This is a genomic window from Nocardioides sp. CCNWLW216, assembly GCF_037120545.1.
Taxonomy (GTDB): Bacteria; Actinomycetota; Actinomycetes; order Propionibacteriales; family Nocardioidaceae; genus Nocardioides; species Nocardioides lianchengensis.
The window spans coordinates 449918-464569 of the sequence record NZ_JBBBBJ010000001.1 but is presented as its reverse complement, the minus strand read 5'-3'; the positions used below and the strand labels follow the sequence as shown (position 1 = coordinate 464569).

12 protein-coding genes are annotated in these 14652 nt (G+C 71.7%); all 12 read left to right on the top strand.

Annotation, left to right across the window (positions count from 1 at the left end; genetic code table 11):
* Positions 1–9: 9 nt before the first annotated feature.
* The 12 genes from V7S47_RS02185 (at position 10) to V7S47_RS02130 (ending at position 14652) form a co-directional block, all read left to right on the top strand.
* On the top strand, positions 10–1158 hold the full coding sequence (locus V7S47_RS02185) for an acyl-CoA dehydrogenase family protein (RefSeq protein WP_090849967.1): 1149 nt from the start codon (positions 10–12) through the stop codon (positions 1156–1158).
* A 134-nt stretch (positions 1159–1292) separates the two neighbouring features.
* Positions 1293–2135: an ABC transporter permease gene (locus V7S47_RS02180; RefSeq protein WP_336560048.1), complete on the top strand. Its 843-nt coding sequence runs from the start codon at positions 1293–1295 to the stop codon at positions 2133–2135.
* 34 nt (positions 2136–2169) lie between these two features.
* Positions 2170–3255: a taurine ABC transporter substrate-binding protein gene (locus V7S47_RS02175; protein WP_336560047.1), complete on the top strand. Its 1086-nt coding sequence runs from the start codon at positions 2170–2172 to the stop codon at positions 3253–3255.
* Positions 3252–4040 (top strand): ABC transporter ATP-binding protein, encoded by a 789-nt coding sequence (locus tag V7S47_RS02170; protein WP_336560046.1) that lies wholly within the window; start codon positions 3252–3254, stop codon positions 4038–4040. Before V7S47_RS02175 ends, V7S47_RS02170 begins: the two co-directional genes overlap by 4 nt.
* A gap of 84 nt (positions 4041–4124) precedes the next feature.
* Entirely contained in the window at positions 4125–5612 is a 1488-nt protein-coding gene (locus tag V7S47_RS02165; protein ID WP_336560045.1) for a hypothetical protein, read from the top strand.
* A complete protein-coding gene (locus V7S47_RS02160) occupies positions 5609–6565 on the top strand; it encodes a phosphatase PAP2 family protein (RefSeq protein ID WP_336560044.1) in 957 nt (318 codons plus the stop codon). The genes V7S47_RS02165 and V7S47_RS02160 overlap by 4 nt, the downstream gene beginning before the upstream one ends.
* A 4-nt stretch (positions 6566–6569) precedes the next feature.
* Positions 6570–7025 carry a VanZ family protein gene (locus V7S47_RS02155; protein WP_336560043.1) on the top strand — a complete coding sequence of 152 codons (456 nt, stop codon included), beginning with the start codon at positions 6570–6572 and terminating at the stop codon, positions 7023–7025.
* A 99-nt stretch (positions 7026–7124) separates the two neighbouring features.
* On the top strand, positions 7125–7529 hold the full coding sequence (locus tag V7S47_RS02150) for a pyridoxamine 5'-phosphate oxidase family protein (protein WP_336560042.1): 405 nt from the start codon (positions 7125–7127) through the stop codon (positions 7527–7529).
* Between the two features lie 107 nt (positions 7530–7636).
* On the top strand, positions 7637–9769 hold the full coding sequence (locus V7S47_RS02145; protein WP_336560041.1) for an MMPL family transporter: 2133 nt from the start codon (positions 7637–7639) through the stop codon (positions 9767–9769).
* Entirely contained in the window at positions 9766–12264 is a 2499-nt protein-coding gene (locus V7S47_RS02140) for a bifunctional FO biosynthesis protein CofGH (protein ID WP_336560040.1), read from the top strand. Before V7S47_RS02145 ends, V7S47_RS02140 begins: the two co-directional genes overlap by 4 nt.
* A 72-nt stretch (positions 12265–12336) precedes the next feature.
* Positions 12337–13374 (top strand): mechanosensitive ion channel family protein, encoded by a 1038-nt coding sequence (locus V7S47_RS02135; protein ID WP_090849948.1) that lies wholly within the window; start codon positions 12337–12339, stop codon positions 13372–13374.
* Between the two features lie 183 nt (positions 13375–13557).
* The gene (locus tag V7S47_RS02130; protein WP_336560039.1) at positions 13558–14652 is read left to right on the top strand and encodes a sugar ABC transporter substrate-binding protein; all 1095 of its coding nucleotides are present in this window, start codon (positions 13558–13560) and stop codon (positions 14650–14652) included.

The window sequence follows — 14652 nt, the reverse complement described above, 5'->3', positions numbered from 1 at the left end:
GAGACCCCCATGCCCGAGCGCCCGTCCGTCTACGAGCAGGAGCACGAGGACTTCCGCGGCACCGTCCGCGCCTTCCTCGAGCGCGAGGTCGTGCCCCACCACGAGCAGTGGGCGAAGGACGGCCAGGTCGACCGAGCCGTCTGGACCAAGGCCGGCGAGCAGGGGCTGCTCTGCTTCGACGTCGAGGAGGAGTACGGCGGCCCGGGGATCCAGGACTTCCGCTACAACATGGTCGTCGCCGAGGAGATCTCGCGCGTCGGCGCCAGCGGACTGGGCTTCCCCGTCCACACCGACATCATCGTCCCCTACATCAGCCAGCTCGGGACCGAGGAGCAGAAGCAGCGCTGGCTCCCGGGCCTGGTCAGCGGCGAGCTGATCTCGGCCATCGCGATGACCGAGCCGGGCGCCGGCTCGGACCTCCAGGGCATCAAGACCACGGCCGTCGACAAGGGCGACCACTACGTCCTGAACGGCTCCAAGACGTTCATCAGCAACGGCATCCTCTCCGACGTCGTCATCGTCGTCGCGCGCACGAACCCCGACGCCGGCCACCAGGGCATCAGCCTCCTGGTCGTCGAGCGCGGCATGGAGGGCTTCGAGCGCGGGCGCAACCTCGACAAGATGGGACTGAAGGCCCAAGACACCTCCGAGCTGTTCTTCGACAACGTCGTCGTCCCGAAGGAGAACCTGCTCGGCGAGGAGGGCTCCGGCTTCATCTCGCTGATGGTCAACCTGCCCCAGGAGCGGGTCTCCATCGCCGCCATCGCCATCGCCGCGATCGAGCACATCCTCGATCTCTGCCTCGCCTACGCGAAGGAGCGCGAGGCGTTCGGCAAGCCGATCGGCAAGTTCCAGCACAACCGGTTCCTGCTCGCCGAGATGGCCACCGAGGCCCACATCGCCCGACTGTTCGTCAACGACTGCGTGATGAAGCTGAACGAGGGCAAGGTCGACACCGCGCTGGCCTCGATGGCGAAGTACTGGACCACCGAACTGCAGAAGAAGTTCGCCGACCAGGGCGTCCAACTGCACGGCGGCTACGGCTACATGAACGAGTACCCCATCGCCCAGGCGTACGTCGACAGCCGGATCCAGACGATCTACGGGGGCACGACCGAGATCCAGAAGGAGATCATCGGGCGGAGCCTGGGGATCTGAGGAGTCTCGATCCGCTCGCGACCGCGGCCGCCCCCCGCGAGGGGCGGCCGCGGTCGCGAGCGGGACTAGACCGATCGTCTCGAAATACACCTCCCCGATAAAGACGATCGGATCACTATGATTTGATCGGCCGCATGGCCTCCCCCACGACCGTGCGCGCCCGTGCCGTACGACGGCAGCGCCTGCGCCGGATCCCGCTACACGTCGGGACCCTGGTGGCCCTGGTCGCCCTGTGGTGGCTGGTCACCCGGCTGGGGCTGGTGCGACCGCTGTTCCTGCCACCGCCCGGCGACGTCTGGGACGCGTTCGTCCGGGCCAACACCGACCACCCGCTGAGCCCGGGGTCCGACCGGATCGTCCGCGGCGAGCAGAACTACTACCTGTGGGAGCACCTGCTCGCCAGCCTGCAGCGGATCGGCATCGGCGTCGGGGCGGCCGTCGTGGTCGGGATCCCCGTCGGCCTGGTCATGGCCACCACCTGGCTCGGCGTCGTCCTGGAGCCCTACCTGAGCTTCCTGCGCGCGCTGCCGCCGCTCGCCTACATCGGCCTGCTCATCGTCTGGTTCGGCATCGGCGACACCTCGAAGGTCTGGCTGCTCTTCCTGGCCGCCTTCCCGCCGATCGCGATGGCGACGATCTCCGGCGTGCGCGGCGTGCGCGAGGACATGGTCAACGCGGTGCTCTCGCTCGGGGCGTCGCGCCGCCAGACGCTGACCGCGGTGATGATCCCGGCGACCCTGCCCGAGATCCTCACCGGCGTCCGGGTCGCCGTGGGCTTCGCGTGGACCACCGTCGTGGCGGCCGAGATCGCCAACGGGATCCCCGGCATCGGCGCGCTGGCCTACCTGTCGGGCCAGAAGCTGAACTCCGACCTCGTCGTCGCCTGCATCCTCGTGATCGGCCTCGCGGCGATCGCCCTCGATCTCGGCCTGAAGTTCCTGGAGAAGGTCCTTGTCCCCTGGCGGGGCAAGGCGTGAACCACGCCGCCACGGCGTACGAAGGAGAACTCGCATGACCCGAAGGACCACCGGCGCGGCCGTGCTCGCGACCGCCGCACTCGCGCTGTCACTCAGCGGCTGCGTCGAGTCGGCCGACGAGCGGAAGGCCTCCGACGCCGAGAGCAAGGCGGCCGAGACCGACTGCCCCTGGACCCCGGACGAGTCGGTCACCACGACCGCCCGGATCGCCTGGCAGGCCATCCCGAACGGCGACGCGGTCGTCAAGGACCGCGGCATCCTCGAGGCCTGCCTCCCGAACGCGAAGATCACCTGGGTGCAGGCGGCCTCCGGCGGCGACGTCATCACCTACTACGGCGCGGGCGAGGTCGACCTCGGCCTGATGGGCTCGGCACCGGCGGCCCGGTCCTCCTCCGAGCCCGTGGTGCGCGACGTCGACATCGCGACGATCTGGATCCACGACGTGATCGGCGACGCCGAGTCCCTGGTCGTCAAGGACGCCGCGGTCACCGACCTCGCCGGCCTGAAGGGCGGCACCATCGCCACCCCGTTCAGCAGCACCGCGCACTACTCGCTGCTCCAGGCCCTGGCCGACGCCGGGCTGGACCCGGCGAAGGACGTCACGGTCATCAACCTCGACCCCGACAAGATGCCGGCGGCCTGGCTCGGCGACGAGATCGACGCCGCCTGGGTCTGGGACCCGGTGCAGAGCCAGCTCCTCGAGGAGGGCGGCACCCGGCTGATCTCCAGCTCCGACACCGCCGCCGCGGGCCGTCCCACCTTCGACGTCGGGACGGTCGACCGCGCCTTCGCCGCTGAGAACGAGGACTTCCTCACCACCTGGGCGAAGGCGCAGGACTGGGCCGTCCAGCTGATCCAGGACTCCCCGGCCGAGGCCGCGGAGTCGGTCGCCGTGGTGCTGGGCATCGACCCGGCCGCGGCCGAGGCGCAGTTCGCCGGGCTGGAGTTCCACGGGGCGGCCGAGCAGGCCGGACCGGACTTCCTCGGCGGCAAGTTCGCCGACGACCTGCTCACCACCGCCCAGTTCCTGCTGGAGCAGGGCGAGATCGAGGCGGTCGGCGACGCCGCCCAGTACGCCGAGCACGTCGACGCCGGCCCCGCCACCCGGGCCGCCGAGTGAGCCACGGGCGGGCCATCGCGTTCGACGGCGTCGAGCACCACTTCGACGTCGGTGGCACGCCCGTGCCCGCGCTCGATCGGATCGACCTCACCCTGGAGCCCGGCGAGCTGGTCACGCTCGCCGGGCCCTCGGGGTGCGGCAAGACCACCCTGCTGAGGCTGGTCGCCGGCTTCCTCCCGCCCGCGACCGGCTCGGTCACGGTCGGGGGCGAGCCGGTCCGCGGCCCCGCCGAGGAGCGCGGGGTCGTCTTCCAGCAGCCCACCCTCTTCCCCTGGCTGACCGTGCGCGGCAACGTCGAGCTCGGACCGCGGCTGCGTGGCGTGGCGAAGGCGGAGCGGGCCGAGCTGGCCGACCGCTACCTGCGCCTGGTGGGCCTGCAGGACTTCGCACAGCACCGGCCGTACGAGCTCTCCGGCGGCATGCAGCAGCGCTGCCAGATCGCCCGGGTGCTGGCGAACGAGCCGGGCATCGTGCTGATGGACGAGCCGTTCGGGGCACTCGACGCGCTCACCCGGGAGCGGCTGCAGGAGGAGCTGCTGGAGATCTGGCGGGCCACCGGTCGAACCATCCTGTTCATCACCCACAGCGTCGACGAGGCGGTCTTCCTCGGCTCGCGGGTCCTGGTGATGAGCCCGCGCCCGGGCCGGATCGTCTTCGACGAGCCAGCCGTCTTCGGCGAGCACGGGGCCCGGGTGCCGGCCGACGAGATCCGCGCCCTGCCCGAGTACGTCGCCCTCTGCGACCGGGTGCGGCACGCGATCCACCAGCCGACCAACGTCGGCTGAGACACCGACCCAGGTATCTGGCGCGACCTGAGAGGACTCCTCACCCTAGAGTTGTCGCCTGTCAACCGCCTGTGAGGGGAATCCGTGCACCGCCGCGTCACCAGCCCCTGGACCCTCCGGTCCCCGTGGCTGTACGTCGCCGGCCTCGCACTGCTGGCCTGCCTGGGCTGGGTGCCGTTCGCCGGCCGCACGCTGAGCCCCGACGAGGGCGGCATGCTCATCGTGGCCGGCCAGTGGGCCCCCGGCAGCTCGCTCTACGGCGACTACTGGGTCGACCGGCCGCCGGTGCTGGTGGCCCTGTTCGCGCTCGCCGACGCCTTGGGCGGCGCGGTCGCGCTGCGGGTGCTCGGCGTGCTGGCCGTGGTCGCCTCGGTCGCGCTGGCGGGTCTGATCGGGCGGCTCGCCGTACCCTCCTCGCGCGGAGCGCCGCTGCTCACGGCCGCCGCCGCGGCCGCGCTGGTCGCGACCCCGCTCTTCGGCGGCGGCGCGGTCAACGGCGAGCTGCTGGGACTGCCGTTCCTGCTCGGCGGCACGGCGGCCCTGCTGCGCTCGCGGACGGCGACCGACTGGCGGAGCGGGTTCGGCTGGGCGCTCCTCGCCGGCGTCGCCGGAGCCTGCGGGGCGATGGTCAAGCAGAACCTGATCGACGTCTTCGTCCTCCTGGCCGCCCTGGTGGTGCTCCAGTGGCGGCCACGGCGGGACGGGTCGGCGGCCCTCACGCGCACGCTGGCCGGTGCGGGCGCCGGGGCGCTCGCCGCCGTCGCGCTGGCGGTCTGGCTGGCCGCCCTCCGGGGCACCGACCCGGGCGCACTGTGGGACGCGGTCGTCTCCTTCCGCGGCGAGGCCGCGGCCAAGATCGTCTCCTCCGCCACCGAGACCACCACCCGCCGGCTGCTCGGCATGATCGGCGCCCTGGTCGCCAGCGGGGCGCCGCTGCTCGTCGCCGCGCTCGCCCTGACCGCCCGCCGGCCGCTCCGCACCGCCGACGGCCCCGGCGACCTGCGCTGGGCCGCCCTGGTCGTGCTGGGCTGGGACCTGCTGGCCGCCTACCTCGGCGGCAGCTACTGGCTGCACTACCTCACCGGGCTGGTGCCCGGCATCGTGCTGGTCGCGGCCGCCGCCGCGCAGCGCCGGCCCCCGCGCACCCGCCTGCTGTCCACGGCGTACGCCGTCACCGCGCTCTCCTCGGTCGTCGCGATCCTGGTCGTGGCGGTGCACCCGGTCGAGCGGCCCGAGGAGCCGGTCATCGACTACCTCAGCGACAAGGTCCGGCCGGGCGACACCGGCATGGTCGCGTTCGGCGCGGCGAACATCCTGCAGGAGTCCGGGCTGCGCAGCCCCTACCCTGACCTCTGGAGCCTGCCGGTCCGGGTCCGCGACCCCGACCTCGAGCGGCTCTCGGAGCTGCTCGCCGGCCCCCGGCGGCCGACCTGGCTGGTCCTCGCGGGCCGCACGATCGGCACCTGGGGCGTCGACGCCGGCACGGCCCAGGAGCAGGTCGAGACCCACTACGAGCTGGTCGGCAGCCCCGGCCGCTTCACCGTCTACCACCGGAAGGACCACACCCCGTGACGTCCGCGCCCGCCCAGGTCGTCGTACCGCCCACGCGCGGGGCGACCCGGCGCCTCGCCATGACGGCGTACGCCCTGGCCCTGCTCGTGTGGAGCCTGACGATCGGCATCCCGAGCGACACCCTCGGCGTGTGCCTGTGGATCTTCATCGGGACGGTCGCGTGGCACGCGGCCGCGCCGGTCGACACGGCACGGGCCTGGTGGCGCGACTGGTGGCTGCCGATGCTGCTGCTGGTGGCCTACTCGCTGCTGCGCGGCTTCGCCGACCAGACCTTCATCCCGGTCCACGTCACGGCGCCGATCCGCTTCGACGAGTGGCTCGGCGGCGGCACCACCCCGACCGAGCAGCTGCAGGCCGCGTGGTGCGGCGACCCGTGCATCGTCACCGACCCGCCGCGCTGGTACGACACGGTCGTCACGAGCGTCTACGCCTCCCACTTCCTGGCCTCGCTGGGCCTCGCCGGGGTGCTGTGGGTCCGCAACCGCGACGAGTACGTGCGCTGGATCCGCCGCTTCGTCGCGATGAACTTCGCCGGCCTGACGATCTACTTCCTCTACCCGATGGCACCGCCGTGGATGGCCGGGCGCGACGGGTTCATCGGCACGGTCGTCCGGATCACCGGACGCGGCTGGTCCGAGATCGGCCTGCACCGGCAGTCGATCTTCTTCGGCGGCCTGCCCAACAAGGTCGCGGCGATGCCGTCGCTGCACGCCGGCTTCTCGTTCCTGCTGGTCTTCTACGCGATCCAGCGGCTGCGCCACCCCGCCCGCTGGCTGCTGCTCGCCTACCCGGTCGCGATGTCGGCGAGCCTCGTCTACTCCGGCGAGCACTACGTCATCGACGCGATCGCGGGGGCTCTGGTCGCCCTGCTCGTGCTGGTCGGCTGCCAGGTCTGGGAGAACCGGCGCGCCGCTCGCGGCACCAGCACCGCCACCAGCACCTCGGCAGACTGAGGGGATGCTGCACCGCCACCCGTTCCTCAGCCTCGCCACGCTCGCCTACCTCGGGTTCGTGGCCTGGCTGACCCTGACGCCGGCCTCCACCGCGCCGACGTCGAGCGACCTGGTGCTGCGGGTCCTCGCCCGCCTGCAGCGGTACGACGAGCTCACCTGGCTGACCTACGACCGTGCCGAGTTCCTCGCCAACGTCGCCCTCTTCGTCCCGGTGGGGCTGTTCCTGCTGCTCCTGGTCGGCACCCGCTTCTGGTGGGTCGCCGCCGGCCTCGCCTTCGCGATGACCTCCGCCATCGAGACCGCCCAGCGCTCCATCCCCGGGCGGGTGCCGGACGAGCGCGACCTGCTCGCCAACACCGCGGGCGCCCTGGTCGGCATCGTGGTCGGCGTGGTGCTGACCCTGCCCGCGACCCTGCGTCGGGGCCGGGCCCGTCGCACCCGCAGCCACCAGCCCGCCTGACCCCCATCGCCGAGTCGGCGTGAGTTCGGTGCCCAAGGTCCCGCGTCCGTGGGACCTCCGCACCTGTCGGCACCGAGCCCGCGGCCGGACGCTGGACCCATGACGGACGAGCAGGCGCACGCGGTGGAGCTGGACCCGGCGGAGTGTTGGGAGCTGCTGGCCTCGGTGCCGGTCGGGCGGGTCGCGTGGACGACGTCGGCCGGCCCGGCGGTGGTCCCGGTCAACCACGTCGTCGATGCCGGGACGGTCCGGTTCCGGACCGCGGCGTACGCCGCCCTCGCGCAGAAGGTCGACGCCGAGCGGGTCGCCTTCGAGGCCGACGCGATCGACCCCGCGAGCCGGACCGGGTGGAGCGTGGTCGCCCGCGGCCGCGCCGAGGTCCGGTACGACGGGGGCCGCGACGGCGCCGTACCGCTGCCGGAGCCGTGGGCGGCCGGTTCCCGGCACACGGTCGTGGTGGTGCACGTCGACGAGATCACCGGCCGCCGCCTGCAGCACGGCTGACCGGTCTGGACCAGTCGGCAAAATGCCGATGAGACTCACCCGCGCGGGTGGTCGGATCAGGGACATCCCCGATGTCCTCCATCCCCCCTCCCTGCTGGAGTCTCCCCATGCATCGTCAGATCGCCGGCCGACTCACGAGCCCGGTCACCAAGTGGATCGTCGTGGTCTTCTGGATCGCCATGTTCGCGGCCATGGGCTCACTGAGCTCGAAGCTGATCGACGTCCAGAACAACGAGGCGTCCTCGTGGCTGCCCGAGAGCGCCGAGTCGACCAAGGTCGCCGACGAGCTCTCGGCGACCATCGACCCCAACGACATCCCGACGCTGGTGGTCTACAACCGGGAGGGCGGCCTCACCGACGACGACCGCGCGGCGATCACCGAGCAAGCGGTCGAGCTCGGCGAGATCGACGGCGTCACCGGCGAGGTGCTGTCGGCCGAGGCCGCTGCGGCCGCCGGGTTCGGCGGCTACTCCGAGGACGGTGCGGTCGCCGTGACATCGCTGACCTTCAACTTCGGCGCCAACGGCTGGAACGACATCCCCGACGCGGCCGACGAGATCCGGGACATCGCGGAGATCGACGGGGTCACGGTCCATCTCGCGGGCTTCGGAGGTCAGGCGGCCGACGCGGCCGAGTCCTTCGAGGGCATCGACACCAACCTGATCCTGATCACCCTGCTGGTCGTGATCGTGATCCTGCTCTTCACCTACCGCAGCCCGATCCTCTGGCTGCTGCCCATCATCAGTGCCGTCTTCGCCTACACGGTGTCCGGCGGGGTGGTCTACCTGCTCGCCAAGTACGCCGACCTGACCGTCAACGGACAGAGCCAGTCCATCCTGGGGATCCTGGTCATCGGCGCCGGCACCGACTACGCGCTGCTGCTCGTCGCGCGCTACCGCGAGGAGCTGCGCCGGCACGAGGACCGGCACGAGGCGATGGCCTTCGCCCTGCACCGCGCGGCACCCGCGATCCTGGCGAGCGCCGCCACCGTCGTGGTCGGCCTGCTCTGCCTGGTCTTCGCCGACCTCAACTCGACCGCCGGCCTCGGCCCGGTGCTCGCGGTCGGGGTCGCGATCACGTTCCTGGTGATGGTCACCCTGCTGCCGGCCCTGCTGGTCATCGTGGGCCGCTGGGTGTTCTGGCCCAAGCGCCCCACCTTCGGCTCGGACGAGCCGAACACGACCGGCTTCTGGTCCCGGGTCGGCCAGCGGATCGACCGCCGCCCCCGCCGGGTCTGGGTCGTCACGGCCGGTCTGCTGGCCATCGCCTGCCTCGGACTCTTCCGCCTCGACGCGTCCGGGCTGTCGACGGAGGACACCTACACGAAGGAGTTCGACTCCATCAAGGGCCAGAAGGTGCTGGTCGAGCACGGCATGGTCGACAACTCCAACACCGTGCAGGTCGTCACGAACACCCAGGCGGCCGGCGCGGTCAGCGAGGCCCTCGGCACCGTCGACGGACTCGGCGCGCCGCTCGAGCCGAAGCCGGTCTCCGACACCCGGGTGTACGTCGAGGCCACGATCGACGCCGACATCTCCTCGACCGCCGCCTTCGACATCGTCGAGGCCACCCGGGACGCGGTGCACGGGGTCGACGGCGCCGATGCCCTGGTGGGTGGCGGCTCTGCCTTCTACCTCGACACGAAGGTGGCCTCGAACCGCGACAACGTGGTGATCATCCCGATCGTGCTGGTGGTGGTCTTCCTGATCCTGGTCCTGCTCCTGAGGGCCCTGCTGGCTCCGCTCCTGCTGATGCTGACGGTGGTGCTGTCGTTCGGGGCGGCGCTCGGGATCTCCGCGCTCCTGTTCGAGTACGTCTTCGGCTTCGCCGGCTCCGACCCGTCGTTCCCGCTGTTCACCTTCGTGTTCCTGGTCGCCCTGGGCATCGACTACAACATCTTCCTGATGACCCGGGTCCGGGAGGAGGCGGCGGTCCACGGCACCCGTCAGGGGTCGCTGATCGCGCTCGGCTCGACCGGTGGGGTGATCACGTCGGCCGGCCTGGTGCTCGCCGCGACCTTCCTGGTGCTCGGCACGATCCCGCTGGTCTTCCTGGCCGAGCTCGGCGTCGCGGTCGCCCTCGGCGTCCTGCTCGACACGATGATCGTGCGCTCGGTGCTGGTGACCGCGCTCAACCTCGATCTCGGGGGACGGATCTGGTGGCCCTCGTCGCTCGACCGGGGCCCAGTGACCGGTCCCTCACCCACGGACCAGGGCGGCGAGGCTAGCCTGACGAGGTGACGGACCGGCCCACTCCCCAGCAGGTACGACGAGCCCTGGCGCGGGCCGAGCGAGGGGCGGCCCTCGACGTACCGGAGGCGGCGGCGCTGCTCGCCGCCACCGGACCCGACCTGGAGCGACTGACCGCGGCGGCGGCCAAGGTGCGCGACGCGGGCCTGGTCGCGGCCGGCCGGCCGGGGGTGGTGACGTACTCGCCGAAGGTGTTCATCCCGGTCACCAAGCTGTGCCGCGACAAGTGCCACTACTGCACCTTCGTGGAGACGCCCGGCCACGCGCGGCGCGAGGGCCGCGAGCCCTACCTCTCCCCCGACGAGATCCTCGAGATCGCCTCGCAGGGGGCGGCGCTGGGCTGCCTCGAGGCGCTGTTCACCCTCGGCGACCGCCCCGAGGACCGCTGGCCCGGGGCCCGCGAGTGGCTCGACGAGCGCGGCTACGACTCGACGCTGGCCTACGTCCGGGCGATGGCGATCCGGGTCCTGGAGGAGACCGGCCTGCTGCCGCACCTCAACCCCGGCGTCATGTCGTGGGAGGAGATGAACCGTCTCAAGCCGGTCTCCCCCTCGATGGGGATGATGCTGGAGACCACCTCGGCGCGGCTGTTCGAGACCAAGGGGCTGGCCCACTTCGGCTCGCCCGACAAGGACCCCGCCGTACGCCTGCGGGTGCTGGAGGACGCCGGTCGGCTCTCCATCCCGTTCACCACCGGGATCCTCGTCGGCATCGGCGAGACGCTCGAGGAGCGGGCCGAGACGATCTTCGCGCTCCGCGCCACCTCGAGGGCGTACGGCGCTGTGCAGGAGGTGATCGTCCAGAACTTCCGGGCCAAGCCCGACACCGCGATGCGGCACACCGACGACCTCGACCTCGACGAGTACCGCGCCGCGCTGGCCGTCACCCGCCTCGTCCTCGGCCCCAAGGCCCGGATGCAGGCGCCGCCCAACCTGGTCGACCTGGCCGAGTGCCGCGCGCTGCTGGACGCCGGCGTCGACGACTGGGGCGGCGTCTCGCCGCTGACCCCCGACCACGTGAACCCCGAGCGGCCCTGGCCCTCGCTGGAGCGGCTGCGCTCGATCACGGCGGAGTGCGGCTTCGACCTGCAGGCGCGGCTCACCGTGCACCCCGAGTACGTCCGCCAGGGCGAGCCGTGGCTCGACCCGCGCATCTCGGCCCACGTCGCCGCGCTCGCGACCGACGACGGACTGGCGCGGCCCGGCGTACGCCCGACGGGGCTGCCGTGGCAGGAGCCCGACGGCGGCTTCGCGAGCGTCGGACGCACCGACCTGTTCGCCGCCGTCGACACCGAGGGCCGCACCGACGACCGGCGCTCCGACTTCACCGACGTGTACGGCGACTGGGACTCGGTCAAGGACGCCGCGTCCGCGACCGGCGCTCCCGCCGTGCTGCACGCCGAGGGCCGCGAGGCGATGGCCGCCGCCGAGGCCGACCCCGGCAACCTCTCCGACGAGCACGCGCTGACCCTGATGACCGCCGAGGGCCCGCTCCTCGAGCAGGTCGTGAAGCTGGCCGACGCGCTGCGCCGGGAGACCGTGGGCGACGACGTGACCTACGTGGTGAACCGGAACATCAACTTCACCAACGTCTGCTACGTCGGCTGCCGCTTCTGCGCCTTCGCCCAGCGGCGCACCGACGCCGACGCCTACTCCCTGTCGTACGACGACGTCGCCGACCGGGCCCAGGAGGCCTGGGAGCTCGGCGCGACCGAGGTCTGCATGCAGGGCGGCATCGATCCCGAGCTGCCCTCGACGGCGTACTTCGACCTGGTCGCGGCGGTGAAGCAGCGCGTCCCCGAGATGCACGTGCACGCCTTCTCGCCGATGGAGGTCGTCAACGGCACCGCCCGCACCGGGCTGTCCATCGAGGACTTCCTCATCAAGGCGCGCGAGGCCGGCCTCGGCTCGCTGCCCGGCACCGCCGCCGAGATCCTCGACGACGAGGTCCGCTGGGTGCTCACCAAGGGCAAGCTGCCGACCCGCACCTGGATCGAGATCGTCTCCACCGCCCATCGGGTCGGCATCCCCACGACCAGCACGATGATGTACGGCCACGTCGACAACCCGAAGCACTGGGTCGGCCACCTCCGGGTCCTCTCCCGGATCCAGGACGAGACCGGCGGGTTCACCGAGTTCGTGCCGCTCCCGTTCGTCCACACCAGCGCGCCGATCTACCTCGCCGGCGTGGCCCGCCCCGGACCCACCCTGCGCGACAACCTCGCGGTGCACGCGATGGCCCGGATCCTGCTGCACGGCCGGATCCGCAACATCCAGACCTCCTGGGTCAAGCTCGGCATCGACGGCACCCGCGCCATGCTGAACGCCGGCGCCAACGACCTCGGCGGCACCCTCATGGAGGAGACCATCTCCCGGATGGCCGGCTCCGAGCACGGCTCGGCCAAGACCGTCGCCGAGCTGGTCGAGATCGGCAGCGGCATCGACCGACCCGTCCGCGAGCGCACCACGACGTACTCCCTCCGCTGAGCGCCTGTGGAGTGACCGACCGCACCGGGACGGGGCGCATCGGCGGGCGGTGACGCGGGGACCGGTGGCCACATGGCTGTCTCTCCCGTGAACGCCCTGGTCGCCGCCGGCTCCGCGCTGGGCGGCGCACTCGTCCTGATCCTGGTGGTGCACCTGCTCGCCAAGGTGCTGGTACGACGGTGGCCGCCCGCCGACGAGCTGGTGCGTACGGCGAAGCTGCCGTTCCGGGCGCTCGTGCTGATCCTGGCGGTGAACGGCTGGGTCGCAGGAGTCCGTCCGCACGACGGCGGGGACCTCTGGTGGGACGCCGCCGGCCTGGGCTGTCGCGTCCTGGCGATCTCGGCCGGCGCCTGGCTGCTCGCGGCCGCGCTGCTGTTCGTCGAGGACCTCGGGATGGGCCGGGCGCGCACCGACACCCGCGACAACCGGGTGGCCCGCCGGGTCCGCACCCAGGTGCTGATCATCCGGCGGCTCACGGTCGCCGCGGTCGTCGTGATGGCAGTGGGGGCGATCCTGCTCAGCTTCCCCGGCGTCCGGGCGGTCGGCGCGAGCGTGCTGGCCTCGGCCGGCCTGATCTCCGTGGTCGCGGCGCTGGCCGCCCAGTCGACGCTGGCCAACGTCTTCGCCGGCCTCCAGCTCGCGTTCAACGACGCGATCAAGATCGACGACGTCGTGATCGTCGAGGAGGAGTGGGGCTGGATCGAGGAGATCACGCTGAGCTACGTCGTCGTACGGCTCTGGGACGACCGGCGGCTGATCCTGCCGTGCACCTACTTCACGACGACCCCGTTCCAGAACTGGACCCGGCGCAACTCCGAGCTGCTGGGCGCGGTCGAGCTGGATCTGGACTGGGACGTCGACACCGACGCCCTGCGGCTCGAGCTCGACCGGATCATGGCGACGGCCGATCTCTGGGACGGCCGGGTCGCGCACTTCCAGGTCGTCGACGCGGTCGGCGGCTACGTCCGGGTCCGGGTGCTGCTCACCGCCGTCGACGCCCCGACCCTGTTCGACCTGCGCTGCCACGTCCGCGAGGCGCTGGTCCGCTGGCTGCGGACCGAGGCCCCGCAGGGCCTCCCCCGCCAGCGTCTCCGGATCGACCCGTCCTGAGCGTGGTCGCGCGTCGTTCGTCAAGGGTCGTACGGACCGCTTGGTAACAGATCGGAAACGTCGCTCGTCACAGGTAGACGTGACTGCAGTCACCTCATATGTTGTGGCGCACAACAAACGCGCGGCGAACCTCCGACGGACGGACGGGCGGGCGCGGTCGAAAATCGCAAGGAGGCGGTTCGCGTGAAGCGAAAGCACAGCTTGGCCATCGTCGGGATGCTCGGCGTGGCGATGTCCCTCACCGCATGTGGGGACGACTCGTCGTCCGGCAGCGGTGGCGGCTCGGGCAACGAGGGTGGGTCTGAGGTCGGCAAGGTCGGCGTCATCCTGCCCGACACGGAGTCGTCGGTCCGCTGGGAGAGCGCGGACCGGCCGGCCCTCGAGGCGGCCTTCAAGGCGGCCGGCGTCGAGGCCGACATCCAGAACGCCGGCGGCGACGCCGAGCGGATGACCCAGATCGCCGACACCATGATCGGCGACGGCGTCACCGTCCTGGCCATCGTCAACCTCGACTCCGAGTCGGGCGCGGCGATCCAGGAGAAGGCCAAGGCGGCCGGCGTGGCCACCATCGACTACGACCGCCTGACCCTGGGCGGCACGGCCGAGTACTACGTCTCGTTCGACAACACCGTCGTCGGCGAGCTGCAGGGCCAGGGCCTGGCCGACTGCCTGGGCGACAAGGACGCGAACATCGTCTACCTGAACGGGTCGCCCACGGACAACAACGCGACCCTGTTCGCGGAGGGCGCCCACAGCGTCCTCGACGCCAAGACCAACTACAAGGTCGTCGGCGAGCAGGCCGTCCCGGACTGGGACAACGAGCAGGCGGCCACGATCTTCCAGCAGCTCTACACCGCTGCTGACGGCAAGGTCGACGGCGTCCTCGCCGCCAACGACGGTCTCGGTGGCGCCGCCATCGGCATCCTCGAGGGCAACGGCCAGGCCGGCAAGGTCCCGGTCACGGGTCAGGACGCCACGGTCGAGGGTCTGCAGAACGTCCTCGCCGGCACGCAGTGCATGACGGTCTACAAGTCCGCCACGCAGGAGGCCGGCGCGCTGGCCGAGGTCGCCATCGCCCTGGCCAAGGGCGAGGAGGCCGACGTCACCGGCACCACGGTCGACTCCTCGGACGACAGCGAGGTCCCCTCGATCCTGCTGGAGCCGCAGTCCATCACCAAGGAGAACGTGAAGGACGTCATCGACGACGGAGGCCAGAAGGCCGCCGACGTCTGCACCGGCGACTTCGCCGCTCTCTGCACGGAGGCCGGGATCTCCTGA

Excerpts from the sequence above, each read along its gene's own strand:
- V7S47_RS02145 (WP_336560041.1), top strand. The coding sequence starts at position 7,637 with ATGCATCGTCAGATCGCCGGCCGACTCACGAGCCCGGTCACCAAGTGG.
- V7S47_RS02135 (WP_090849948.1), top strand. The coding sequence starts at position 12,337 with ATGGCTGTCTCTCCCGTGAACGCCCTGGTCGCCGCCGGCTCCGCGCTG.
- V7S47_RS02150 (WP_336560042.1), top strand. The coding sequence starts at position 7,125 with ATGACGGACGAGCAGGCGCACGCGGTGGAGCTGGACCCGGCGGAGTGT.
- V7S47_RS02185 (WP_090849967.1), top strand. The coding sequence starts at position 10 with ATGCCCGAGCGCCCGTCCGTCTACGAGCAGGAGCACGAGGACTTCCGC.
- V7S47_RS02155 (WP_336560043.1), top strand. The coding sequence starts at position 6,570 with ATGCTGCACCGCCACCCGTTCCTCAGCCTCGCCACGCTCGCCTACCTC.
- V7S47_RS02180 (WP_336560048.1), top strand. The coding sequence starts at position 1,293 with ATGGCCTCCCCCACGACCGTGCGCGCCCGTGCCGTACGACGGCAGCGC.
- V7S47_RS02175 (WP_336560047.1), top strand. The coding sequence starts at position 2,170 with ATGACCCGAAGGACCACCGGCGCGGCCGTGCTCGCGACCGCCGCACTC.